General features: G+C 70.6%; 15 protein-coding genes and 1 riboswitch. Of the genes, 4 read left to right on the top strand and 11 right to left on the bottom strand.

Annotation, left to right across the window (positions count from 1 at the left end; genetic code table 11):
* Positions 1-146 precede the first annotated feature (146 nt).
* Positions 147-671, top strand: a complete 525-nt coding sequence (locus tag NF557_RS05840) for a SigE family RNA polymerase sigma factor (RefSeq protein WP_252622562.1) — start codon at positions 147-149, stop codon at positions 669-671.
* On the top strand, positions 671-1,537 hold the full coding sequence (locus NF557_RS05835) for a peptidase M56 family protein (protein WP_252622560.1): 867 nt from the start codon (positions 671-673) through the stop codon (positions 1,535-1,537). The genes NF557_RS05840 and NF557_RS05835 overlap by 1 nt, the downstream gene beginning before the upstream one ends.
* Positions 1,538-1,590: 53 nt before the next feature.
* Here the strand turns inward: NF557_RS05835 and NF557_RS17690 are convergent, their stop codons facing one another.
* Both NF557_RS17690 and hrpA read right to left on the bottom strand, forming a co-directional pair.
* Entirely contained in the window at positions 1,591-2,451 is an 861-nt protein-coding gene (locus tag NF557_RS17690) for a VOC family protein (protein ID WP_306255188.1), read from the bottom strand.
* 96 nt (positions 2,452-2,547) lie between these two features.
* Complete coding sequence (hrpA, locus tag NF557_RS05820; protein WP_252622558.1) at positions 2,548-6,498, bottom strand: ATP-dependent RNA helicase HrpA; 3,951 nt, start codon at positions 6,496-6,498, stop codon at positions 2,548-2,550.
* 61 nt (positions 6,499-6,559) lie between these two features.
* On the opposite strand from hrpA, the gene NF557_RS05815 reads away from it, so the two are divergent.
* Complete coding sequence (locus NF557_RS05815; RefSeq protein WP_252622557.1) at positions 6,560-6,940, top strand: DUF2784 domain-containing protein; 381 nt, start codon at positions 6,560-6,562, stop codon at positions 6,938-6,940.
* 14 nt (positions 6,941-6,954) lie between these two features.
* On the opposite strand, the gene NF557_RS05810 is transcribed toward NF557_RS05815, so the two are convergent.
* From NF557_RS05810 to NF557_RS05800, 3 genes are all read right to left on the bottom strand, one after another.
* Positions 6,955-8,022, bottom strand: coding sequence for a serine hydrolase domain-containing protein (locus NF557_RS05810; RefSeq protein WP_252622555.1), 1,068 nt, complete (start codon positions 8,020-8,022; stop codon positions 6,955-6,957).
* A 188-nt stretch (positions 8,023-8,210) separates the two neighbouring features.
* Positions 8,211-9,761, bottom strand: coding sequence for an HNH endonuclease signature motif containing protein (locus tag NF557_RS05805; RefSeq protein ID WP_252622553.1), 1,551 nt, complete (start codon positions 9,759-9,761; stop codon positions 8,211-8,213).
* Positions 9,762-9,868: 107 nt separating this feature from the next.
* Positions 9,869-12,766: an ATP-binding protein gene (locus NF557_RS05800; RefSeq protein ID WP_252622552.1), complete on the bottom strand. Its 2,898-nt coding sequence runs from the start codon at positions 12,764-12,766 to the stop codon at positions 9,869-9,871.
* Between the two features lie 110 nt (positions 12,767-12,876).
* On the opposite strand from NF557_RS05800, the gene NF557_RS05795 reads away from it, so the two are divergent.
* Positions 12,877-13,950, top strand: a complete 1,074-nt coding sequence (locus tag NF557_RS05795; RefSeq protein WP_252622549.1) for an SAM-dependent methyltransferase — start codon at positions 12,877-12,879, stop codon at positions 13,948-13,950.
* A 117-nt stretch (positions 13,951-14,067) separates the two neighbouring features.
* On the opposite strand, the gene NF557_RS05790 is transcribed toward NF557_RS05795, so the two are convergent.
* The 6 genes from NF557_RS05790 to NF557_RS05765 form a co-directional block, all read right to left on the bottom strand.
* A complete protein-coding gene (locus NF557_RS05790; RefSeq protein ID WP_252622547.1) occupies positions 14,068-14,598 on the bottom strand; it encodes an OsmC family protein in 531 nt (176 codons plus the stop codon).
* A 33-nt stretch (positions 14,599-14,631) separates the two neighbouring features.
* On the bottom strand, positions 14,632-15,822 hold the full coding sequence (gene sfnG / locus NF557_RS05785; protein WP_252622545.1) for a dimethylsulfone monooxygenase SfnG: 1,191 nt from the start codon (positions 15,820-15,822) through the stop codon (positions 14,632-14,634).
* Positions 15,823-15,825: 3 nt separating this feature from the next.
* Positions 15,826-16,362, bottom strand: a complete 537-nt coding sequence (locus NF557_RS05780; RefSeq protein WP_252622543.1) for a flavin reductase family protein — start codon at positions 16,360-16,362, stop codon at positions 15,826-15,828.
* A gap of 333 nt (positions 16,363-16,695) precedes the next feature.
* A riboswitch (SAM riboswitch) is annotated at positions 16,696-16,788 on the bottom strand.
* An 88-nt stretch (positions 16,789-16,876) separates the two neighbouring features.
* Positions 16,877-20,692, bottom strand: a complete 3,816-nt coding sequence (locus NF557_RS05775; RefSeq protein ID WP_252622541.1) for a S8 family serine peptidase — start codon at positions 20,690-20,692, stop codon at positions 16,877-16,879.
* 168 nt (positions 20,693-20,860) lie between these two features.
* Positions 20,861-21,694 carry an AMIN domain-containing protein gene (locus tag NF557_RS05770; protein ID WP_252622539.1) on the bottom strand — a complete coding sequence of 278 codons (834 nt, stop codon included), beginning with the start codon at positions 21,692-21,694 and terminating at the stop codon, positions 20,861-20,863.
* Positions 21,695-21,730: 36 nt separating this feature from the next.
* Positions 21,731-22,222: a hypothetical protein gene (locus NF557_RS05765; RefSeq protein WP_252622537.1), complete on the bottom strand. Its 492-nt coding sequence runs from the start codon at positions 22,220-22,222 to the stop codon at positions 21,731-21,733.
* Positions 22,223-22,299: the final 77 nt, after the last annotated feature.

Genomic DNA, 22,299 nt, shown 5'->3' with positions numbered 1-22,299 from the left:
CCGCCCGCCCGTGTGTCAGGTGATTCGGACCGCGACTCGCGCCACATTTGGGGTGGTTTGGATCGTCTCGCGAACCGCCAATCGGACACGCCGGCAACCGAACCGATGGCCCAGCCGGTTTGATGGTCAAGAACACAGGAGGACTCATGCGTGAGCCGGACGGATTCCGGGAGTTCGTGGCTGGGCGGTCGCCGTCCCTGCTGCGCACTGCCTGGATGCTGACCGGCGACGCAGTCAGCGCCGAGGACCTCCTGCAGACCGCCCTGGCCCGCACGTGGCCGCACTGGTCGCGTGTGAGACAGGGCCACCCCGAGGCCTATGTGCGCCAGGTGATGGTGCGCACCAACGCCAGCTGGCGGTCTCGCTTCTGGACCCGCGAGAAGTCGACTGATCTGACGTCGGGGAGTGACGGCATACCCCCGCTGTTGTATGCCGAGCAAGACCGGAGCGGACAGATCATCGACCGGCTGGTGCTGATGGATGCGCTCGCCACCCTGCCCGTGCGGCAGCGGCAGTCCGTGGTGCTGCGCTATTTCGATGACCTCTCCGTCGAGGCCGTCGCCGAGATCATGGGCTGCTCCGCCGGGACCGTGAAGAGCCAGACCGCCAAGGGGCTGGCCCGGCTGCGTGACGTCATCGGTCAGGACACGCTCATCAAGGAGGAACTGTGATGGACACGGACCGCGTCACCGACCAGTTGCACGACCTGCCCCCCGACCTGAGGGACCCGGTGGACCGGTTCGAGCAGATCCGCGAGCGCGTGCGTCGGAGGCGACGCCGACAGGCCGTGGTGGGCGGGGCCGCGGGAGCGGTAGTGCTCGCTCTCGCCGTGCCGCTCGCCACGCAACTGCTGCCCGACGAGCCGGCGATCGCTCCGGGCAGTGCCACGGCGTTGGAGGAGGACCTGCTCGGCGGGACCAGGGTCACGCCACTGAGTGAACCGCGCACCGTCACCGGCACCGGGACGGCCACCGTGGAACTCGGCGAGCCGCCCGCGGAGTCGACTGGCGTGGACATCGTGCTCGACTGTCTCGGCCCCGGCACTTTTGAGTATCCAGATGGTGCCGGGATGATCTGCTCCGAGGAAGACGGCGAGGAGCTGGGGCGGCAGTCCCAAGCCGGTTATGTCGTAGCCCTGGCAGATGGGCAGAAGTCCGTCGAGATCCGGGCCACTGACGGTGCCCGGTGGCGGGTGACGACGACCTATGTCAGCACCGAGGTGACCGAGTGGGGCGTCAACGCCAAGGGCGAGACGTTTGGGGTGCACAACGAGAACGGCGAGCCAGACCTGGTCACGGTCATCGCCACCAATGGTCAGATCGGCTATGCCTATGTGGCTGAGATGAATGCCGCCGGGGGGCCCGCGCCGAGCTCACCAGAGGAAGCCCTGGTCCAGCAGCAGGAGCGTTTGGGAAAGACCTTCAGCGTCCCGGTCTATGAGTCCGATGGCGAGACGGTGATCGGCGAGTTGGTGATCGGTGGCAGCGACGACCCAGCCGTCCTGGCGGACACGGCCACGGTCACCCGCGGTCCGTAGCCGGCCACTCTTGCGAGGTTCGGACCGCGACTCGCGTCACGATCTGGACCACGTCAGTCCCGCGCGATCACCGACAGCACGTTCCCGGCAGGGTCGCTGAACCAAGCGATGAGCGGGCCACCGCCGCGGTGGATGCCCAGCTCGTCCTGCGGCATACCGTCGTAGTGCACGAACTCCACACCCCGGCCGACGAGGTCTCGCACCGCGGCCTCGACATCCAGGACCGGGAGGTTGAGCACGGTGTAGGTCGCGGGCACGTGGCCGGCGCCCTTCTCGTAGACCAGGATCTTGCGGCCCCCGACATCCAGGTTGAGCAGGGGCATCGACTCGGGACCGGCGTGGACCTGCAACCCGAGGACGTCGGCATAGAAGGCCTGCGCCGCTGCGAGGTCGTCGACCGAGAAGCCGCTGAACGCCTCACCGGCCACCATTCCGACGGGTGGCCGGGCACCGGACGCGTTGACCTGCATCTCGGCCAGGTGCTCGGGACTGAGCTGGATCACCTGGACGTAGTTGCCGTCCGGGTCCTGCGCGGTCGCGAAGTGGCTGCCGTCGCGGTCCTCCGGTGGCGCCACCCAGCTGCCGCCCAAGGCCTCGATCCGTTCCGCCGCTGCGCGCGCATCGTCGACCTCGAAGTTGATGATCGTGCGGGCCGGGTCCGGATGGGTCGCCTGGACGTCGTCGCGGCCGTCGATGAACAGATAGAACCCGCGGTAGCCGAGGATCCGGTAGTCGCCCTGGACGTCGTCGCTGTCAGGCGGGAGCACCGTGGTGTACCAACGGTGCAGCCGGTCCGGATCGGTGGTCCCGAGCATGATGCTGCCGAGCGTGGCCATGCGGATCGCCCTTCCGTCGTGGACACCGCCGGTCGGGTGTCCCTGCCAGTGGTGACCCGCCGCCGCGGCCCAACTCATCGGTCGCCAGTCGGCGCGGACCGACGAAACCCCTGCGAAAAGGCGTGGGCGACCGACGAAACCCCTACGAAAAGGCGTGGCGGGCCGACGAAACCACTACGAAAATTGGGGGGCTTCCGCGCGGTCCATCGCGGCATAGATCCGCTTGGCCGAGACCGGCTGCGGTGTGCCGAGGCGCTGGGCGAACAGGCTGACCCGCAGTTCCTGCAGCAGCCAGCCGATGTCCACGACGTCCTCGTCGGCCCGCCGGTGCGGCGCCAGACCGGCCAGGAACTTCGTGAACTCCTCCTCGACGGCCCCGACTACCACCATCCGCTCGCGGTCGCGGGCCAGGTCCTGCGCCCCCTTCTCGAGGCGCTCGGCCATCGCCGCCAGATAGCGCTTCAGGTGGGGCAGCCGCCGATAGCCCGTGTCCGCCACGAACCCCGGCCGGATCAGCGAGTCCAGCTGGCGACGCAGGTCGGTGGCCATCTCGGCTGCCGCCGGCGCGGTCAGCCCCTGCAGGCCGAGCGACACCGCGCGCGCCGTGTCCAGGATCGGCGCCAGGCTCTCCACGATCTGCAGGACGCGAGGCACCGCCTGCTGCTTGACGATCGCCAGCGCCCGATCGAACTCCTCCGGCGAGCGCACCCGAGCCCCCGGCATCTCCGCCACCACCGAGTCGACCGCGCACGCGAGGGCGTCCTGCAGCAGCAACGGCACGGACCCGTGCGGGTTGTGCCCGAGCGACAGCTTCTGCTGGTTCGTCAGCAGCGCCAGCAGTCGCTTCCAGGGCGGGGTGGTGCCCAGCAGCAGCAGGCGCCGCACCCCGACGCGCGTCGCCCGGTCCGCCTCGGAGGCCGTGCCGAGCACCCGCACGTCGACCGCCTCACCGGTGTCGACCAGCGCGGGATAGCCGACCACCGGCTTGCCGGCGACCTGCTGCTCAAACGTCTCGGGGAGTATGCCGAGCGCGCCGGTCCACGAGGTCAGTCCGGTCTTCTCGATGCTGGCTGCGGCGCGGGACATGGTGGTCCGCACTGCCGGGGCCAGCTCGGCCTGCAGGGCGGCCAGGTCCTTGCCCTCGCCGAGCAGCTCGACCCGAGCCCGGCTGCGCCCCCGCCTCGACCCCGGAGCCACGGACCGTTCCACCGCAAACGTCACCTTGAGGTGGTCCGGGACACGGTCCACGTCGAAGTCGGACGGCGCCACCGGCACGATGCGGCGCGCGGTCAGCTCGTCGGCCAGTGCCTCGACCAGCGCCTCCTGCTCGTCGCGCGGCTCCCCGATCGCAGCCAGCGCCGCCCGCGCATGGTCCGGCGCGGGCACGAAGTTGCGGCGGATCTCCTTGGGCAGCGACTTCACCAGCGCCGTCGCCAGCTCCTCACGCAGCCCGGGCACCTGCCAGTCGAAGCCGTCGGGGCGCACCCGGTTAAGCACCTCGATCGGGACGTGCACGGTCACGCCGTCCGAGCCCGACCCGGGCTCGAACTGATACGTGACGGCAAACTCCAGCTCACCCTGACGCCACGTCCCCGGATAGTCCCGGTCACTGACCAGCGACGCGTCGCCGCTGACGAGCAGGTCCTCGGTGAAGGTCAGCAGCGTGGAGTCGGCGCGACGGGCCTGCTTCCACCACGTGTCGAAGTGCGCGCCGGAGACGGCCTCGGCCGGGAGCCGCGCGTCATAGAACTCGACCAGCGTCTCGTCGTCGACGAGGATGTCGCGGCGGCGCGCCCGCGCCTCCAGCTCGCTCACGTCGCGGATCAGGCGCCGGTTGGCGTGGAAGAAGTCGTGCCGGGTGTCCCAGTCGCCCTCAACCAGTCCGTGCCGGATGAACAGGTCGCGGGCCACCTCCGGGTCGATCCGGCCATAGGGCACGGTCCGGTCCGCGACCAGCGGCACGCCGTAGAGGGTGACCCGCTCGGTCGCGATCGCCGAGGCCCGGCTGCGCGACCAGCGCGGCTCGGAGTAGGACCGCTTGACCAGGTGCGCTGCGGCCCGCTCCACCCACGCCGGGTCGGTCGGCGCGTTGACCCGGGCCCACAGCCGGGTGGTCTCGACCAGCTCGGCGGTCATCAGCCAGTCTGGGTTCTTGCGGTGCAGGACCGAGCCGGGCTGGATGACGAAGCGTGCCCCCCGCGCCCCGACATACTCCCGCTTGTCCCGGTCATAGAGACCGACGTGGGAGAGCAGCCCGGCCAACAGTGACTGGTGGACCTGGTCGGCGTTCGCCTCGTTGGAGTTTGGTTGTAGCCCAAGTGATTTGGTTGCCTGTTTGAGCTGGGTGTGCAGGTCCTGCCACTCCCGGACGCGCAGGTAGTGCAGGTACTCGCGCTTGCACATGCGTCGAAATGCGCTGCCGGACAACGCCTTCTGCTGCTCCTTGAGATAGCTCCACAGGTTGAGCAGGGTGATGAAGTCACTCACCTCATCCTTGAAGCGGGCGTGCGACTGGTCGGCCTGGGCCTGGGCGTCAGCAGGTCGCTCACGCGGGTCCTGCATGGACAGTGCCGCGACGATGACCGACATCTCGCGCAGGGCGCCGTTGCGCTCGGCCTCGATCACCATGCGGGCCAGGCGCGGGTCGACCGGGAGGGCGACGATCGCCCGGCCGTATGCCGTGAGTCGCCGGCGCGGCACGTGCACCGGGGCGTCGGTGTCGATGGCCTGGAGCTCTTCCAGGAGGCGGACCCCGTCGGCGATCTGGCGGGAGTCGGGTGGCTCCAGGAAGGGGAAGCGGGCGACGTCGCCCAGTCCCAGGTTGGTCATCTGCAGGATGACGGAGGCCAGGTTGGTGCGCAGGATCTCGGGCTCGGTGAACTCGGGCCGGGACTCGAAGTCCTCCTGGCTGTAGAGCCGGACCGCGATGCCGTCGGCGAGGCGACCGCAGCGGCCGGAGCGCTGGTTGGCGCTGGCCTGGCTGATTGCTTCGATCGGCAGGCGCTGGACCTTCAGTCGCTGGGAGTAGCGCGAGATCCGGGCCGTCCCGGTGTCGATGACATAGCGGATGCCCGGGACGGTCAGTGAGGTCTCGGCGACGTTGGTGGACACCACGATCCGGCGCCCCGAGTGCCGGCTGAAGACGCGGTGCTGCTCGGCGGCGGAGAGGCGGCCATAGAGCGGGAGGACCTCGGTGCCGGGCAGGTTCATGCCATCGAGGGCATCGGCGACGTCGCGGATCTCACGCTCGCCGGAGCAGAAGACGAGGATGTCGGCCGGTCCCCCGCCGGGGTCCTCGGTCCACAGCTCCTCGACCGCCTCGCAGACCCCGGTGACCTGGTCGATCTCGACGTCGCGGGCGGTGCCGTCCTTGGCGGGCGGTCCGGGGCGGGTCAGGGGGCGGAAGCGGATCTCGACGGGGAAGCTGCGCCCCGACACCTCGACGATGGGGGCCGGGGTGCCATCGGGCTCAGCGAAGTGCTCGGCGAAGCGCTGCACGTCGATGGTGGCCGAGGTGATGATCACCTTCAGGTCGGGCCGGCGCGGCAGCAGCTGCTTGAGGTAGCCGAGGATGAAGTCGATGTTGAGGCTGCGCTCGTGGGCCTCGTCGATGATGAGCGTGTCATATCTGCGCAGGTCACGGTCGCGCTGCAGCTCCGAGAGCAGGATGCCGTCGGTCATCACCTTGACCAGCGTGTCCCTGGTCGACTTGTCGGTGAAGCGCACCTGGTAGCCGACCGTGCTGCCGAGCTCGACGTCCAGCTCTTCGCTGATCCGTTCGGCGACCGAGCGGGCGGCGATCCGGCGGGGCTGGGTGTGGCCGATCGCGCCCTCGATGCCGCGGCCCAGCTCGAGGCAGATCTTTGGCAGCTGGGTGGTCTTGCCGGAGCCAGTCTCTCCCGCGACGATCACGACCTGGTGGTCGCGAATGGCTGCCGCGATGTCGTCGCGACGCTCGGCGACCGGCAGCTCTGGCGGATAGCTGATCTTGGGCGGCAGCATGGCGCGGCGGGCCTCGACGCGCTTGGTGCGCTGCTGGGGGCTCGGCTCCTGGCGTGGGCGACGGTTGGTGGCACGCCTGCGGTCGCGGGCACGCCGAGGAGGGTTGGCGTGCTCGGTGGGCATGACAGACATCGTCACAAATCGGGGCCCAGATTGCACGCGGGTTGCCCGTAGGCTTGACACCGTGTCCGAGACCGTCGCACCAGCCATGACGCGCCGCCTGCCCTATCAGGTCGCGGCGCACGCCACGATGCTGGTGCACCTGGGCTTCGTGGCGCTCGTGGTCTTCGGCGGATTCCTGGCCTGGGCCCAGCCTTGGGCGCTGTGGCTCCAGCTGCCCGCCGTGGCGTGGGCGGTGACCGGTCAGGTCCGCAGCCTCGAGTGCCCGCTGACCGCGCTCGAGGACTGGGCCCGGGTGCGCGCCGGCCGAACACCGATGTGCGAGAGCGGCTTCATCGACCACTACCTCACAGGCGTGGTCTATCCGCGGTCGTGGAAGTCGGCGATGCCACCCGTCGCGCTGGCGGTCGCCATTGCTTCCTGGGTCGGACTCGCGCTGCGCTAAACGAAGACCCTCTCTCAGGCCTCGGGCATCGCCGCGTCGATGAGCGCGTTCGCCAGGTCGCCGATGCCGTCCACGGTGTCCCAGTCGACGTTGGCGAGCAGGACGGCGGTGGTGTCCGTCCCGGGCTGACAGCGGGAGATCGTGGCGACGCCCGGGTCGCCGCCGTCCTTGCCGAAGACCCCGTCCTCACGGATGTCAACGCCGTAGCCGACCGCCCACCGCTGCCCCTCCTCACCAGCCCGTCGGGTGAGGACCAGTTCGGGGGTCACCCCACGCCATACCCCGCCGCGGTGGACCGCGCGAAGGAAGCGCTCAACGTCGGGCGCCGACACCACCGCGCCACCGTCTCCCCCGCCGACCGGGTGGACGGAGTAGATGTTGGTCCGCCACGGGCCGCCCGGGTGCAACGGCGGCAGGTATCCCTGTGCGATGTCCGGGTAGACCTCGTCGAACGCGAAATAGCCGCTGGCTGTCATCCCCGCCGGGGCGAACACTCGCGTCGTGACCGCCTCGGGAAAGGGCGTCCCCGACACCTCCTGCAGGAGCAGACCTAACAGCACGTAGCCGGCGTTGCTGTAGTGGTAGGCCGTGCCGGGCGGGCACACCGGGGGAAGGTCGGCGAAGAGGGGCAGGAGGGCGGCGTAGTCCCGCACGGAGTAGTTGGCCAGCCGGTCCCAGATCTCGTCGTAGTTCTCCCGGAAACCGGGAAGGTCCTCGTCCTCCTCGAAGTAGTCGGCGATGCCCGAGGTGTGCGAAAGCAGGTGGTGCACAGTGACCCCGGGCAGCAACGTGGTCGGCCGCCGGTCCGGCGGCAGCACGTCCACCACTGCGTCCTGCAGGTCGACCTCGCCGCGCCCGGCCGCATCGAGGACACCCACCGCGGTGAACATCTTGCCCAGCGACGCGGTCGCGAAGCGGGTGGAACGAGACACGGGTATGCCGTCAGCCCGGTTGGCCATCCCGTGGAAGGACTCGTAGAGCACCTCGTCGCCACGGGTGGCTCGCAGGACGCCGGAGAAGTCGGCCGTTGCCTCGAGCCGGGCGGCCTGGTCGGCGACATCGCGCCACTGCTGGTCCCTCATGCGGTCAGCATCGCGGATCGTCGTGGCCGGCGCGAGAGGTTATCGCCAGTTGCTCAGCCCACGCGCGACGAGACCCAGCACCTCCCGCTCCCGGTGGGTCTGGGCGTTCTGCAGAGTTCTGGCTGGGTCTGGGCGTGGGTGTGACCCCGCTGTCCCGGTGTGGGTTGGCGGGGTCGGGGGCGTGGCCGCTAGGTGTCGACCAGGGGTGCGGCGTGGGTCCCGGTGCTGGTTCCTGGGAGGTGCCAGATGACTTCGGTGGCGGTGATGGTGGCGGTGTAGCCGTAGCGGTGGACGGTGACGTGGTGGCGCCGGCACAGGGCGGCGGCGTTGGACAGGTCTGTGGCGCCGCCGAAGATCCAGTGGATGACGTGGTGGAGGTCGGTCCAGGACGCGGGCATCGTGCAGCCCGGGAAGGAGCAGCCTTTGTCCCGCAGGTGGACTGCCTTGCGTTGTGCGGGGGTGAACAACCGCTTGGTCACCCCCACATCCAAGGGTTCAGAGGGGCCGCCTAGGACGATGGGGATGATCTGAGCGTCGCAGGCCAGGCGCCGGATCGTCCCGGCGGAGAGGGGTTGACCGGTGGCCGTCGTCCCCCCGCCACTGACCTTGCCGGCCAGGGCCTCGTGGCCGATGGTGACCTGGATCTTGGCCTTGTCGGTGACGACGGTGCCTTCGGGGGCGGCGACGCCGCGGCCGATGATCTCGAGCAGGGCGTCAGCGCGTCGGGTGGAGGCGGTGCGCGGGTCCAGTTGGTGGGCGCCGTGCTCATCAGCGCCGGGGCGCGGTGTGGACAACGGGTCCAGGGCCGCGAGCAGGATTGCTTCGGCTTCGTCGTCGAGCAGGAGCTGCCACTCGGCCAGGCCGGCCACGGTCCCGGTGCGGCGTAGCAGGCGCCGGGCGCCTTGCTTGTCGTCGAGCTCGTCATCGTCATCAGGCTCGATGAGAAGCTTCTTGGCCTCGGTCCCGATCTGGGCCAGGGCACGCAGCCCGGTGGTCTCCACGATGTCGGTCATCACATCGGTCAGGGCCTGCAACGACTCCTTCGTCGCGACCGGGGTCAGCTCCTGGGTCAGGCGGGTGATGATGTTGGCCCGCGAGACGCGGGCACTGCCATCGGCCACCTTCGCCGACAGGGCCTCGAACCGGTCATCATCGATCGCGGCAGCCACGCGGGCGGTAGCCAACGCTTCGGGGCGGTCGATCATCGGAGCCCAGGTAGTGATCCAGTCCGGGACAGAATGCCCTGACTCCCCCGGCAGCCCGCGGGAGATCGCCTCATGGGTGGCCGCGGTCAACAACGACTGCGCGGCCTGCACCAGAGCCTGCGCGGCGCCGATCGTCTCTCCCAGTGCCTGCTCGGGCAACGTGGCCAGCGGGAAGTCGCCAGCCAGCATCTGGGTCATGTGCGCCGTCCCGGCAGCGAACTCGGGAACCTCATGACCGCTGGCCGTCAACACCGGACCACCATCAGCACGCCCGGAGCCGTCCAGGTCGCCCGCAGCCTGCGCGTCGGCATCGTCGGGCGGGACCAACGGTCCACTGCAGGAAGAGGCTTCCCGCAACGGACCAGAACCGATCACCGGGCGATACTTCATCGGCCCACGCCCACCAGCATCCCCGCCGTCCCGGGCCCCGCCGTCCTGGGCCGGGCAGTCTTGGGCGGTGTTGTCCTGGGTGGGCACGTCGGAGTCTGCGACGGTGGCCCCACCGTGACTGTCCGACCCCGACCCCTGATCCATAATTAGAACATACATGCCATCACCGACAGAGGGCTGACCAGCACAAACGCAGCCAACCCACCATCCGGAAGGCACTCGGGACGGACGAGGACGGGCGGGGGTCCGAGTCAGGCTTGACTGGCGAGGTCGGCCAGCACCCGCTCGGCCCGGCTGAGGACCTGCGCCCGCGCAGTCCCCGCGGCCAGGGCCTCGATCTGTCCCAGCACTCCAGCGCCCAGGTGGTCGGACAGGCGAGCCCGCAGCACGGCATACCGCTCGATGTCGGCGCCGACGGGCGGCGGTGCCGACGCCGCTGCCTGCGCTGCCCCCAGGAAGAAGGCCGCGTCGGACCACCGCCCGTGATCGGTCAACAGCTCCGCGAGCATCCGCAGCAGGGTCCAGACCTGAGTCCACGCACCCACCCGGCGCAGGTCCGCGCAGAGCCGCAGCCCCAGCGGCATCGCATCGGCAGGCCGACGGTCGCGCACCAGCAGCGCGAACAGCGCGATCCGCGAGACGCGACTGACCTGCTCCGCGTCCACACGGTCAGCCTCGGCCGCCGCCTCCGCCAACAGCTCTGCGCCCCGTGCGACGTCGGTGCGGGCCTCGACCTCGCCAGCGGCATACCGGGCAAACGCATGGGAGTGGTCGCCCGAAGACGGCCCTGCCGCCAGCGCCACCGCGGCATGGTCGCGCGCCGAGGCCAGGTCGTCGCGATAGCACGCCAGCAGCGCCAACGAGGTGTTGCCCTCACCGATCAGCTCGGGCCGCGTGCTCACCGCCCGGAACCAGTGGGCCGAGGTGTCGAGGTCGCCGGAATACATGGCAGCCACGGCGAGCGCCACCTGCGCTATCGCGGTCGAGTCCGGGTCGCGGGACATCTCTAGCGCTGCTTTGCCGAGACTGTGGGCACGGACCAGGTCGCCGCGCTCGCCGGTGCAGAACGCGCCCGTCGCGACGCCGGCCGCGACGTCGGGACCAGCTGTGAGCAGGCCGCGCTCCCCCACCTCGATCATGAGGTCGCGCAGCGCCAGCCCAGGGGTCCAGTGCCAGCAGCGCCCGACCGCCTGGGTGATGTCGCTGGCCAGGGCCAGCGCATCGGCGTCGAGTGCCCAGCGCAGCGCGCCGACGACCTCCGCGCTGCACCTGCCCAACCGCTCGCTGACCTCGGCACCATCGACTCGGGACCAGTCGGCGCGGATCCCCGTGACGACGTCGCGCACCCACGCGGCGTGCGCGGCGCGGACCTCCTGCTCCCGGCCCGACTCGGCCAGGCTGCGCGCTGCGAAGACCCGCACCATCTCCAGCAGCCGATGACGAGAACCGCTGCCCGACAGGTGGTGTGCGACCAGGGACGACTCGACCAGCTCAGCCAGCGCTGAGGTCGCGTCACCGCTCCACGAGTCCAGGTGCACCACCACCCCCCGGACCGACTCCCCCGAGAAGTCGGCGGCAAAGACCGAGAGACAGTCGAGGAGTTCGCGCTGCTCAGGCTCGAGGAGCCGGGCGGACCAGGCGACCACGGCACCAAGGCCGCCCGGCTCATCCTGGGCGAGGTCGGCCCCGAGCCGGTCCAGGACCTCGGCGGTGCCGGACGTCGCGGTGCGGGAGGCCGCAAGCTCCAGTGCCAGCGGGAGTCCGTCACAACGCCGACAGAGCTCCACGACCTCTGCAGTGTTGTCAGCAGTCAGCGCAAACGACGGGCGCAGCCGCCGGACGCGGTCACCAAACAGACGCACTGACGCGGCCGATCCCTGCACCCCGGTGGTGGCTCCCTGCTCGGGCAGCCGCAGCGGCCCGAGCGGGACCTGCAGCTCCGCGCCCACGCCGAGTCGTCGTCGGCTCGTGGCCAGCACACGCACGTCCCGGCACCGCCGGGTGACCGTCGTGACGATGGGCCCGACCTCGTCGAGCAGGTGCTCGCAGTTGTCGAGGACCAGCAGGTGGGGCACGGCGGTGAGGAACTCGACCAGGTCGTCCGTCACCGAGGCCGCGTCGGGCCGCAGTCCGAGCGTGTCGGCCACCGCTGCGGCGGCACCACCGGATCTGACCGTTGCCAGCTCGGTCACCGAGATCGGCCCACCGACCTCGGCCTGCAATGCGCTGAGCGCCTCGGCCACGAGGCGGGACTTGCCGACACCGCCGGGGCCCGTCACCACGGTCACCTGATTCCGCGCGACCGCAGCGACCAGGTCGGCCAGCTCGTCCTCGCGTCCGATGAACGCCGTCGAGGTGTCCAACCAGTGCGGCAGTCCCAACCCGCCTGACCCCGGCGACTCCCCCGAGCCCATGGCGCCCGCGGGTGGCAGCGTGTGGCCGAGGATGCGTCCCTCCAGCGCGGCCAGGTCCGGCGCCGGATCAAGGCCCAGCTCTGCCGCGAGCACCGCTCGATAGTCCCGCAGCCGTTGCAGCGCCTCGGTCTGCCGGCCCGCGTGATAGAGCGCCGTCGCCAGCAGCTCCACCGCGTGCTCGCGGAACGGCTGGTCGGCCAGCAGCAGCTCCAGACCCGCCACGGCCGCGCCCGGCTCACCGGTCTGGAGCTGCGCTGACGCGTGGGCCTCAATCGCGTCCATCCGCAGCTGCTCCAGGTGCTGGGCGAGCGGCCTGGCACAGGGCGCCTCGGCATACTCCCCGAACGCCGGCCCGCGCCACAGTGCCAGCGCCCGCCCGAGCAGGCCACCCGCCTGGGCCGCATCCAGCGACCCGGCCCGCTCGAGCAGCTCCACGAACTCGTCGGCATCGACGGCGTCGACCGTCAGCCGGTAGCCCGCCGGACCCAGCTCGATCGCGTCGCGCCCCAGGTGGGAGCGAAGCCGCGAGAGCACGGTGCGCAGCGCCTTGGGCGGGTTGTCCGGCAGCTCAGCACCCCACGCCGCCTCGATCAATGCGTCCGCCGACACCGGGTGGCCGTCGTGGGCGAGCAGGCAGGACAGCACCGCCCGTTGACGGCCCGCGGGGATCTCCCGCAGCTGACCGTCGACGTGGACCTCCAGCGCTCCGAGCACGCCGAGTCTCAGGTCAGGCATTGCCTCAACTATGCCTGAGTGCGGCGTGCCGCGCCCGTGAGCTCCCCCGTGAATCCCTGGTGAATCCCTCGGCGCGCACGCTGGCACTCCACGGTCAACCAGGAGGAATCATGACTGCACCAACGCTCAACATGGACAAGGTCGGAGCCTTTGCCCAGCAGATCGGCGGCATGCTCGCCGGCGGCGCCACCACCGCGATGATGGTGGTCGGCGACCGCACCGGCCTGTATGCCGCCATGGCAGTTGGCGGACCACTCACCCCGGCGCAGCTCGCCGCAGAGACCGGCACCGCCGAACGCTATGTGCGCGAGTGGCTCTCGCAACAGGCGGCCGTAGGCATCGTCACCTATGACCCGGAGGCCGGGACCTTCACCCTGCCGCCGGAGCACGCCGCCGTGCTCGCCTCAGACGACTCGCCCGCCGCCATGATCGGGGCCGCCCCGCTGATCAGCGGGATGCACCGCCGCACCGATCAGCTGGTCGAGGCGTTCCGCACCGGAGCCGGCATCCCCTGGGCGGAGCAGGATCCAGCCACCTTCGAGTCGACGGAGCGGTTCTTCCGGGTCGGCTATCGCAACTCCCTGCTCGCCGAGTGGGTTCCGGCTCTCGACGGGGTTGACGAGAAGCTGCGCTCCGGGGCCAAGGTCCTCGACATCGGGTGCGGCCGCGGGGCACCGCTGCTCCTGCTGGCGCAGGCCTATCCCGCCTCGCAGTTCGTCGGCTACGACGTGCACCCCGAGTCGATCGAGACAGCGACCGAGCGGGCTGCGGAGGCCGGGGTCTCGGACCGGGTGCGGTTCGCGGTCGACTTCTGCCAGGGCTATCAGGACCGCGACGTCGACGTCATCACCTTCTTCGACGCCTTCCACGACCTCGGCGACCCCGTCGGCGCGGCCTCACACGCACGACGCTCCCTCGCCGACGACGGCACCCTGGTGCTGGTGGAGCCCCTGGCCGCCGACGACCTGGCCACGACCCTGGTCACGATCCCGATGGCTGCGCTGGGTTTCGCGGCCTCGACCTTCATGTGCACACCCAACTCACTGTCGCAGCCGGTGGGGCTGGCGCTCGGGGCGCAGGCAGGGGAGGCCAGGTTGCGCGAGGTGCTGACCGAGGCGGGCTATCGCAGCATCCGCCGGGCCGCCGAGAACGACTTCAACATGGTCATCGAGGCTCGCCCCTGATCACTCCCCCAACCTGGGCACGCCTACGGCGCCTGTGCGACAGATATAGCTATCGCACAGGTGCCGCAACGGTGCCCAGGTTGATGAGGAGACCGGACTCGGGTCGGCGCGCGCCGATCAGGTATGCCGGAAGGTCACCTCGGGCGGGTCGGCAAGCGTCTGCGCCACGACGCAGTAGCGCTCGGTCAGCTCCAGCAGGCGTGCCACCTTCGACTCCTCGGCGTCCGTGTCCAGGTCAAACACCAGCTCGATCGCGGTCAGGCCGACGGGAGCCTCCCGGTCGACGCCGAGCGTGCCACGGGCGTCCCACGTGCCGTTGGCGGTGACCGAGGCCGAGCGCAGCTCGACACCCAGCGCGGTCGCGACCGACGAGAGCGTCACCCCCGCGCAGGCGACGAGCGACTGCAGGAGTATGTCGCCAGAACAGGCCTGCGTCCCATCGCCACCGGCCGCAGGGTGCAGTCCCGCCACGACGTCACCGGCCCAGGTCGAGACGGTGGCGGTGAGCCCCGCCTGGTCGACCGTCGCCGTCGCGGTGCTGGGCACCAGTGCCGACGCGGGCTCGTCCTGATAGCCCTTCTTGAGGGGCCGCTGCCGCTCGCGCAGGGCCGCGGCAGCACCCGCTCCGGCGGCACCCGCTCCAGCCACACCCACTCCAGCCACACCCACCGTCGCCACCAGTCAGCCCACCGGCTCGAGCAGGTGCGGCTCGGCATACTCCCTCGGCCGCAGGCCAAGCTCGGCCTCGAGGCGGCGCACCCGCGGGATCACCTCGGTGCCGAACCGCTCGACATCCTCCTGGACGTGCAGGAAGCCGAGCAGGAGCAGGTCGACGCCGACCAGCTTGTAGTCCACGATCCGCTGCGCCACCTGGTCCGGCGTGCCGATCAGCCCGGTGCGGAAGCCGTCGTTGTATTGCACGAGGTCCCGGAACTGGCTGTCGGCCCACATCCCCTTCTTGTCGGAGGTGGCGGCACCGGCCTGCTTGACGGCGTTGCCGAAGTCGTTGACCTTGTCCGCGTCGGCCTTGGCGATGATCTCCTCGACGACGTCGCGGGCCTCAGCCTCCGTGTCACGCACGACCGCAAAACCGTTGAGCCCGAAGCGGACCCGGCGTCCATTGGCAGCCGCCTGGGCACCCACATCGCGGACCTGCTCGGCCACGCCGTCGACGGTGTTGCCGTTCATGAAATACCAGTCTGACAACCGCCCGGCCATCGCGCGGGCCGACGTCGAGTTGCCGCCCTGGAAGACCTCCGGCTGCTGGCGCGGAGTCGGCCGGAAGGTGACGTCACGGGTGCGATAGAAGTCGCCGCGGAAGGTGAACCCGTCCTGCGTCCACAGGCCGCGCAGCACCTCGATGAACTCCTCAGCGCGACGATAGCGCTCCTCGTGGTCCAGCCACGGCAGGCCGAGGTCGGTGTACTCCCGCTTGAACCAGCCGGAGACGACGTTGAGGCAGAACCGGTTGTCGTGCAGCTCCTGCGCCGTCGCCGCGAGCTTGGCCAGCACGGTCGGCGGCCACTGGCCTGGGTGGACCGCCGCGATGACCTTGAGCCGCTCGGTGGCGGCGAGCAGCCCGAGCGAGAAGGAGACCGACTCGTGCTGGGCGTCCGCACCGTAGGACGCCAGGTAGCGCACCTGCGTCAACGCATAGTCGAACCCCACCCGCTCGGCGGTGCGCGCGACCTCGCGGTTGTAGTCCGGCGTGTGGTCGGTGCGCTGGTCGATGTTGGAGACGACCAGGCCGCCGCTGACGTTGGGCACCCAGTAGGCGAAGGACAGCGGGTCGCTGCCGGGGGCTCCCAGCGGGGTCGCGCTCGCCGAGGTGGTCGGGGCGTTTGTGGCAGTGGTGTTGGGGGTGTCGGTCATGGGTCAGGCTCCGTTCGGGGCAGTCAGTGGGGTCTGCGGGCTGAGCGCGGCATAGCTCCCGGCGTGGTGCACCAGGGGCCGCCGGGTGGAGGTCGTGGCGTGCTCGACGCGGGCGATCGCGACGAAGCTGTCACCGGCGTCGACGAGGTCGTGGATGCGGGTGACCAGCCGGCTGGCGACGCCCCGGATCGCGGGCAGCCCGTGGTCGTCGAAGTGCCAGACGTCGTCGTCGACGAAGCGCTTGGCCCGGTCGTGGGCGAAGCGCTCGGCCAGCGGCAGCTGGTCCTCCCCGAGCAGGTGCAGCGCCGCACGACCGGTGTGCGCAATCGTGACGAGCGAGGAAGAGCTCTTGGAGATGTTGAAGGACACCAGCGGCGGGGCGAGGGACACCGAGACGATCGAGATCGCGGTGAAGCCGACCGGCCCTCGCTCACCGGAGCCGGTGATCACCCAGGCGCTGGAGGCGGCCCGCCCGAAGGCGGCTCGCAGATCGGTCGTGGTCGGGTCCGGACGGACCCGGGTGAGAGGTATGGCGGACATCAGGTTCTCCTGTCACCGACGGCGGTCGTCGGCAGGCTAAGCAGGCACGGCCCATGGGGCGCGCCGCGAGAATGCGGGGGGTGGCGCGGGGCAGTTCGGCCCCACGGCGCAGGCAGTTCGGCCGGACGGCGTGGTGCCGACGGCGTGGTGCCGACGGCGTGGTGCCCTGGCGCGGTCAGCCGGGCCGGCGGTCGGCGCGGCTCAGCGGGAGACGGCGTGGTGAAGCAGGGCGGCGGACAGCGCTGGGATCAACAGGCGCTGACCGCCCGGCGCATCAGGTCGACTGCCCGGCGCAGGTGCGGGTGGTGCTCGGTCGTGTGCTGGTGCACGGTTCCTCCATCGATCCTGGCGTGAGCACCTGTCCTCTCACAAGGATGGTTGCTGCGGCGTCAACGAGCCAGATCTCTCGGCCGCTCTGGATGGGTGGCCACACCCAATCACAGGATCTTCGGCCCTGTCAAGACGCCACGCCTCGTCAGCGAATTTCCTTCACCCTGCCGATGCGCGCCAGCGGTCAGCCGCGCTTGCCGACGACCACGCTCACCAGGTCCTTGCGGACAAAGCGGGTGCCGCACGCCGGGCTGAAGCCGGCCGCGGTGACCTGCACCGTGTAGCTGCCGGACTGCTTCGTGTCCCCGAAGCGCCCGGTCGAGCCACCGTCGAGGCGCGGGCGGGCCACCACCCGGGGGTCCAGCAGCCACCCGAGATCGCGCAGCCGCGGGCCGACCGCCGGCGTGACGACCAGCGGGCCGGTCGAGAGCCCCGGTGCCGCCACCACGTGGTGCACGTTTCGGTTGAACGCCCTCAGGTCGTCACCCGGGAACGTGATCCGAGCCCGCGGGTCGAGCGGACCCACCAGTTCGCGCGCCCCGAGTCGACCCGATGCGTCCATCGGCACAGACACCTGGGACGAGGCAAGGATGTCCTCGCCCTTCTTGGCCAGGAGCTCGTCGCGCAGCAGTGAGAGCCGCGTCAGGTCGTCACGCAGCCGGTGGGGTCTGCCGTCGACGACGTCAGGCAGGCGCACCGCGCGCAGCTGCCTGGCGAACTTGTCGAGCAGGACCTTGTAGGGCGGCGGCGGGGTCACCGTGGTGCGCACCTTGACGCCCGACAGTGGCTCCTTGCCGTCCCGCACGACCGCCCGCACACCGATCGGCTGGCCGACACCGACGAAGTGCGGTGCGTCCACCTCGAGGCGCAGCGGGCTGCGGACAAACCCACCGACGGTGTATGCCGTGTGCTGGCGTCGGCGGGTCGAGACCTCCACGGTCCACTGGCCGGCCTCGGGCTCCTGCAGCGCGAAGCTGACATAGCCGGCACCGACGGTGCGGGCGAACTCCGCTGAGGAGAACGACAGCCAGCGCCCGCCCGGCGTGCGCAGACGCACCGAGATCTCGTGGTTCTTCCTGGCCTCACGCGACACGTAGTGCAACCCCTGGTCGTGCCACGCGACCGTGAAGAGCACCGATGCCGCGCAGCCGTCGACCCAGCCGGACACCTCGGAGCGCGAGGCGACCGACGACTCGTTGACGATGATCCCGTCACCGGTCACCTGCCCGCGGATGTAGTTGTAGATCTCGAAGAGGTCGTCGATGGTGGGCATGAAGTAGTAGCGCCCGTCCGTGTTCTCGGCGAGCTGGGCGAGCAGGACCTGGTCCGAGGCCGGCCCCATCGCGCACGAATAGATCGGCAGGCTCGCGGGGAGGGCCGCTGCCGCGTCGAGCGCGCTCGGCTTGGCCGCGTTGCCGGGGTCGCAGCCCTTGTTGTCATATCCATCGGAGAGCAGCACGAGGGCGCGACGGCTGCCCGCCGCACCGAGCATCGCGCCTCCCCGCTCGATGCCGGCGCCCATAAAGGTGCAGCCGCCAAAGCCGATCGCGTCCACGGAGGCGATCGCGTCATCGCGCGTCGGCTGTCCCGTGATCGCCTGTGGAGTGCCTGTCCCGGGGAACTCCTCGCGGCCCGTGTCCCCGAAGCTGACCACGCCCACCGAGTCGTCGACCGAGAGGAGGTCGATGAACTGGCGGGAGGTCTGGCGCGTGACATCGACATAGCCGAGGGTCTGCATCGACCCTGACCGGTCGAGGACGGTCACCACGCTGACCGGATCGGCGGCGGGCACCTCGGCGTTGTCGATGACCAGCGCGAAGTCCTGCCACGGGGTGGCGATGTCGGTGCGGGCGGAGGCGCTGACGTTGGCTGCCACGACGGAGATCTCATAGACCCCGGCGGGGTTCTGGATGGCGACGCCCTCGGTGTTGTTGAGCGAGTCGGCCGTCCCGCCGGTGTTCGACCAGGCACCCGTGAAGACGTTGCCCCGGAAGAGGCTGCCCCCGACCTGCTGCACCTCCAGGTCAAGGTCGTTGACCAGTGCGGGGCTCGCGCCGACGGCTCCGGCTGCATCGGTCCAGGTGAGAGTCACGCGCAGCGGACGTGCCGGGTCGGCGGCGGCGACCCGGATGCGGTATTCCTGACCCGTCGCGGTGAACGCCTGGCGCTGGTCGACGAAGATCTTGGGGCCGCGGTCGCTGGCCGGTGCCTGCAGCAGGGCGTTCTCCAGGGAGATGCGCCCCCAGCCCGCATCGTTGGTCGGCCCTGCGGCGATCGTGCCACCATTGCCGTCCGTGCCGCCGGCCACAGGCTCGGTGCTCGCCACGAGCAGTGCCTTGAGCAGCGCCGGGCTGGGGGTCGCTCCCCCACGGCTCTGGCGCCACCAGTCGATCAGCACTGCCGATGCGCCCGCGACGTGCGGGGCGGCCATCGAGGTGCCGGTCATGCTGGTGTGGTCGGCGTGCGTGGTGCCCGCGGTGTCCTCGTAGGCCACCCGTGCGCTCGCGGCGCTGCGGGCCGAGATGATGTCGGTCCCGGGAGCGGTCACGTGTGGCAGCGTGCGGCCGTCGGCCGCAGCTCCACGTGACGACGAGGTGCGCAGGCCGCGGATGTCGTCTGCAGGATCGCCCTCACCGGGTCGGGCGTTCAGCGCGTTGCCCACCAGCATGGCGTTCTTGGTCGACTTCGTCACGGTCGTCGCGCCTGGTCCGCTGTTGCCGGCGGAGAAGACGATGACCAGCGGAGTGATGCCCGCAGCGGCCGGGTCGGCGTCCCGCACGCCGAGGTCGATTCTGCGGTCGTCGGCGGTGTAGGTGGGCCCGTTCATGGACAGCGAGTTGTTCATGACCTGCGCGCCCTGTTGGGCCGAGGTGGCCACCAGCTGTTGCCACCCGGAGTTGGCGACGACGCTGCCCACCATGGCTCCGGTGGCCACGCCCATGCCGAGGAGGAAACCCTGCGGGTCGGTGTCGCCAGAGCCGCCGTCGCCGGCGGCGATGCCGGCGACGTGGGTGCCGTGACCGTTGGTGTCGCCGCCTGAGGGCGTCCCGCCGTTGCCGGTGACGGCAAAGGCCAGCCGGCCGGCCAGGTCATCGTGCACCGTGGCCGGGTCGTTGGTGCTGACCCCGGTGTCGCAGATGGCGATGGTGACCCCTGCGCCGTCCGCGCCGAGCGCCGTCAGGTTTGCCGCATAGCCCACGTTGGGCGCGGTGTTGGGGGCGGCGGCGCCGTCGAGGTCCTCGAACACGATCTGGGCGCCGCGCTCGTCCTCGAGCTGCGGCGTGTGGATGGCGTCGACCCAGCGCACGTCCGGGTGTGCGGCCACCGCCGCCAGCGCCTCACGGGGCAGCTGTGCGCGGATGCTGACATAGGCGTCCGAGGTCTCCGGTCCCACCTGCTCGACGGTGCCGCCCGCCGTCTCGATCAAGGCGGTCACGGCGGCGATGTCGCCGTCGGCCAGGACCCCGACGTCCAGGGCCTCGATGGGGCCCACCCCCGGGGCCTCGTCCTCGAGACCGAGCAGGACCGGATTGACCTTGTAGGCCGGCTCGAGCGGACCCGTCCACTCGACGAAAGGCAGCGCCGACAGACCCGCGACCGTTCCCGCCTCCGCCCGCACGAAGTAGGCGAACGGCGAGACGGGCTCCACGAGTCGAACTCCACGCTCGGCCAGGGTCGCGAGCCAGGACTCCTGGACCGGTCCAGCCAGCAGGACCAGGTGGTTCACCCCCTCCGACTCGGTCTGGTCTTGGAACTCGGGGGGCGTCTGGGGAGTGGTGCCACGCTCCGCATCGATCTCGTAGGAGAAGAACCGGATCAGGTGCGGGTCGCGGAGGTGCTTGACCCGGAAGCCGCGCGCCTCCAGCTCCTGGACGCTCTGCGGCTCGGCGTCGACCAGCTGCCCCCGGTCCAGGGCGGCCACGACGCGCACGTCGTCGGGCAGATCGGCTTCGGCTGTGGCTCCCGGGTCACGGGCTGTGATGACGTAGCGCTCGGACATGGTGTCTCCTCTGCACGTGGCAGGGATCGGGTCCTGAGTGGTGGCGAGTCCCCTGCTGCCTCACCTGCCCACGACGCTAGGACGCACCGGGCCGCGCTGTCGTCGGCCCAAAGGATGAAGTCAGTGCCGGATAACGTCAGTTTCATTTGACGTCAGTGCCAGATGACGTCAGTGCTGGAGGTCGATGACCAGACGCTCGGGACCGGCCAGCCGGAAGACCCGGAACGGCGCCTGCTCCTGGGTGCCGATGAGGACCTGGACCTGACCCTCGAAAGGCGCTCCCCGCAGGACCTCGGTCACCTGGAGGAGATCGCCGCCGTCGACCAGCAACAACCCCGGGTCGTATGCCGTGTCGCCCGGCTCCGGATAGGCCATCCCCTGCGCGACGACCTGCAGGACATGGTCCCCCGCCAGGTCCACCGGGAAGCCGCTGCCGTCCATGGCCGGTGCCTCGGCATACTGCACGAGCCACCCGGCCTCTCCCGTGCCGGAGAGGTCGAGCACCACGCGGTCAAAGTCGTCCTGCAGCCCGAGTCGCACCTCGTCGATGACGAGCTGGGCAGCCTCACCTCCGGGGTCCTGCCGCACGACGGCGTCTGCCGCCTCGAACTCCGGCAGCCCGGACGGCTCATCGGTGGCACCTGCCTCCCCCGCCGGCCCGTCCTGCGTCGTCACGTCCTCGGTCGTCGCGCCCCCAGTCGTCGCGCCCCCAGTCGTCACATCCCCAGTCGTCACGCCCCCAGTCGTCGCTCCCTCGCCTGAGGTGGTGGTGGGGTCCGCGCCCGTGGTGGTGGGGTCCGCGCCGGTGGCCGCGGGACCGGTTGTCTCGGCGCCGGTCTCGGCGGGCTCAGCAGACCCGGTGGGATCGTCGTCACTCTCGGTCGGCGCCGTCGGCCCAACACTGACCGACGGCTCCTCGTCCACCGCAGAGCCGCACGCCGCGAGAGCCAGGACGGTGGCGAGGACCGCCACCGCCTGCACACCGCTGTGCCGGGTGCTCATGGGGTGATGATACGCCCGCACCCGGCGGCCGGTGGGTCACGCGGCAGACTCCGCCGACCCCGGTGGTGCGAAGTCTCCAGCCGGCCGGGGTGCGGCCGTCGGCAGGGCGACGGCTTCCGCGAGAGTCGCCACGTGGACCCCGATCAGCGGCACCTCAGCCTCGGCACACGCGTCGATCGCGACCTGGTGCCACTCCCGGTCGGCGTCACAGACCGGCCCTGCCTCGCGCACGATGGCCAGCACCAGCGCGAGTGGCCCCGCATGCTCGTCGCCGACCATCTCGCACAGGGCGATCGCCCAGCGCATGGCGGCCCAGCGTTCCTCAGGGCCGGCCGGGTCCGGGACGTCCGAGACCAGGATCGGCTGCATCAGGTGGCCCTCCCGGTCACAGAAGAGGAAGGCCAGGCCGCCGTTGACCAGGTCCTCCTCGTCCAGGAAGGCCTCGAGGGCGGCGTTGGCCACCTCGGGGTCGTGCAGCGGACGCATCTGCGCCCGCGCTGTCAGATCGAATCTCTTGTTGTCACTCATGGACAAATGGTGGCAACTGCGGTCACTTGCGCGCAGAAGTTGTCCACAACCCAGATGCTCGGCGACGACCCTGGACC

Source organism: Ornithinimicrobium cryptoxanthini (genome assembly GCF_023923205.1).
Taxonomy (GTDB): domain Bacteria; phylum Actinomycetota; class Actinomycetes; order Actinomycetales; family Dermatophilaceae; genus Ornithinicoccus; species Ornithinicoccus cryptoxanthini.
Note: the sequence above shows the minus strand (reverse complement) of the source record. Positions and strands in the feature narration are given on the sequence as shown.

What these genes read in the sequence shown, in the direction of transcription:
- NF557_RS17690 (WP_306255188.1), bottom strand. Translation starts at nt 2,451, where the DNA reads ATGAGTTGGGCCGCGGCGGCGGGTCACCACTGGCAGGGACACCCGACC.
- NF557_RS05835 (WP_252622560.1), top strand. Translation starts at nt 671, where the DNA reads ATGGACACGGACCGCGTCACCGACCAGTTGCACGACCTGCCCCCCGAC.
- hrpA (WP_252622558.1), bottom strand. Translation starts at nt 6,498, where the DNA reads ATGCCCACCGAGCACGCCAACCCTCCTCGGCGTGCCCGCGACCGCAGG.
- NF557_RS05770 (WP_252622539.1), bottom strand. Translation starts at nt 21,694, where the DNA reads ATGAGCACCCGGCACAGCGGTGTGCAGGCGGTGGCGGTCCTCGCCACC.
- NF557_RS05780 (WP_252622543.1), bottom strand. Translation starts at nt 16,362, where the DNA reads ATGTCCGCCATACCTCTCACCCGGGTCCGTCCGGACCCGACCACGACC.
- NF557_RS05840 (WP_252622562.1), top strand. Translation starts at nt 147, where the DNA reads ATGCGTGAGCCGGACGGATTCCGGGAGTTCGTGGCTGGGCGGTCGCCG.
- NF557_RS05765 (WP_252622537.1), bottom strand. Translation starts at nt 22,222, where the DNA reads ATGAGTGACAACAAGAGATTCGATCTGACAGCGCGGGCGCAGATGCGT.
- NF557_RS05800 (WP_252622552.1), bottom strand. Translation starts at nt 12,766, where the DNA reads ATGCCTGACCTGAGACTCGGCGTGCTCGGAGCGCTGGAGGTCCACGTC.
- sfnG (WP_252622545.1), bottom strand. Translation starts at nt 15,822, where the DNA reads ATGACCGACACCCCCAACACCACTGCCACAAACGCCCCGACCACCTCG.
- NF557_RS05810 (WP_252622555.1), bottom strand. Translation starts at nt 8,022, where the DNA reads ATGAGGGACCAGCAGTGGCGCGATGTCGCCGACCAGGCCGCCCGGCTC.
- NF557_RS05795 (WP_252622549.1), top strand. Translation starts at nt 12,877, where the DNA reads ATGACTGCACCAACGCTCAACATGGACAAGGTCGGAGCCTTTGCCCAG.
- NF557_RS05805 (WP_252622553.1), bottom strand. Translation starts at nt 9,761, where the DNA reads ATGGATCAGGGGTCGGGGTCGGACAGTCACGGTGGGGCCACCGTCGCA.
- NF557_RS05775 (WP_252622541.1), bottom strand. Translation starts at nt 20,692, where the DNA reads ATGTCCGAGCGCTACGTCATCACAGCCCGTGACCCGGGAGCCACAGCC.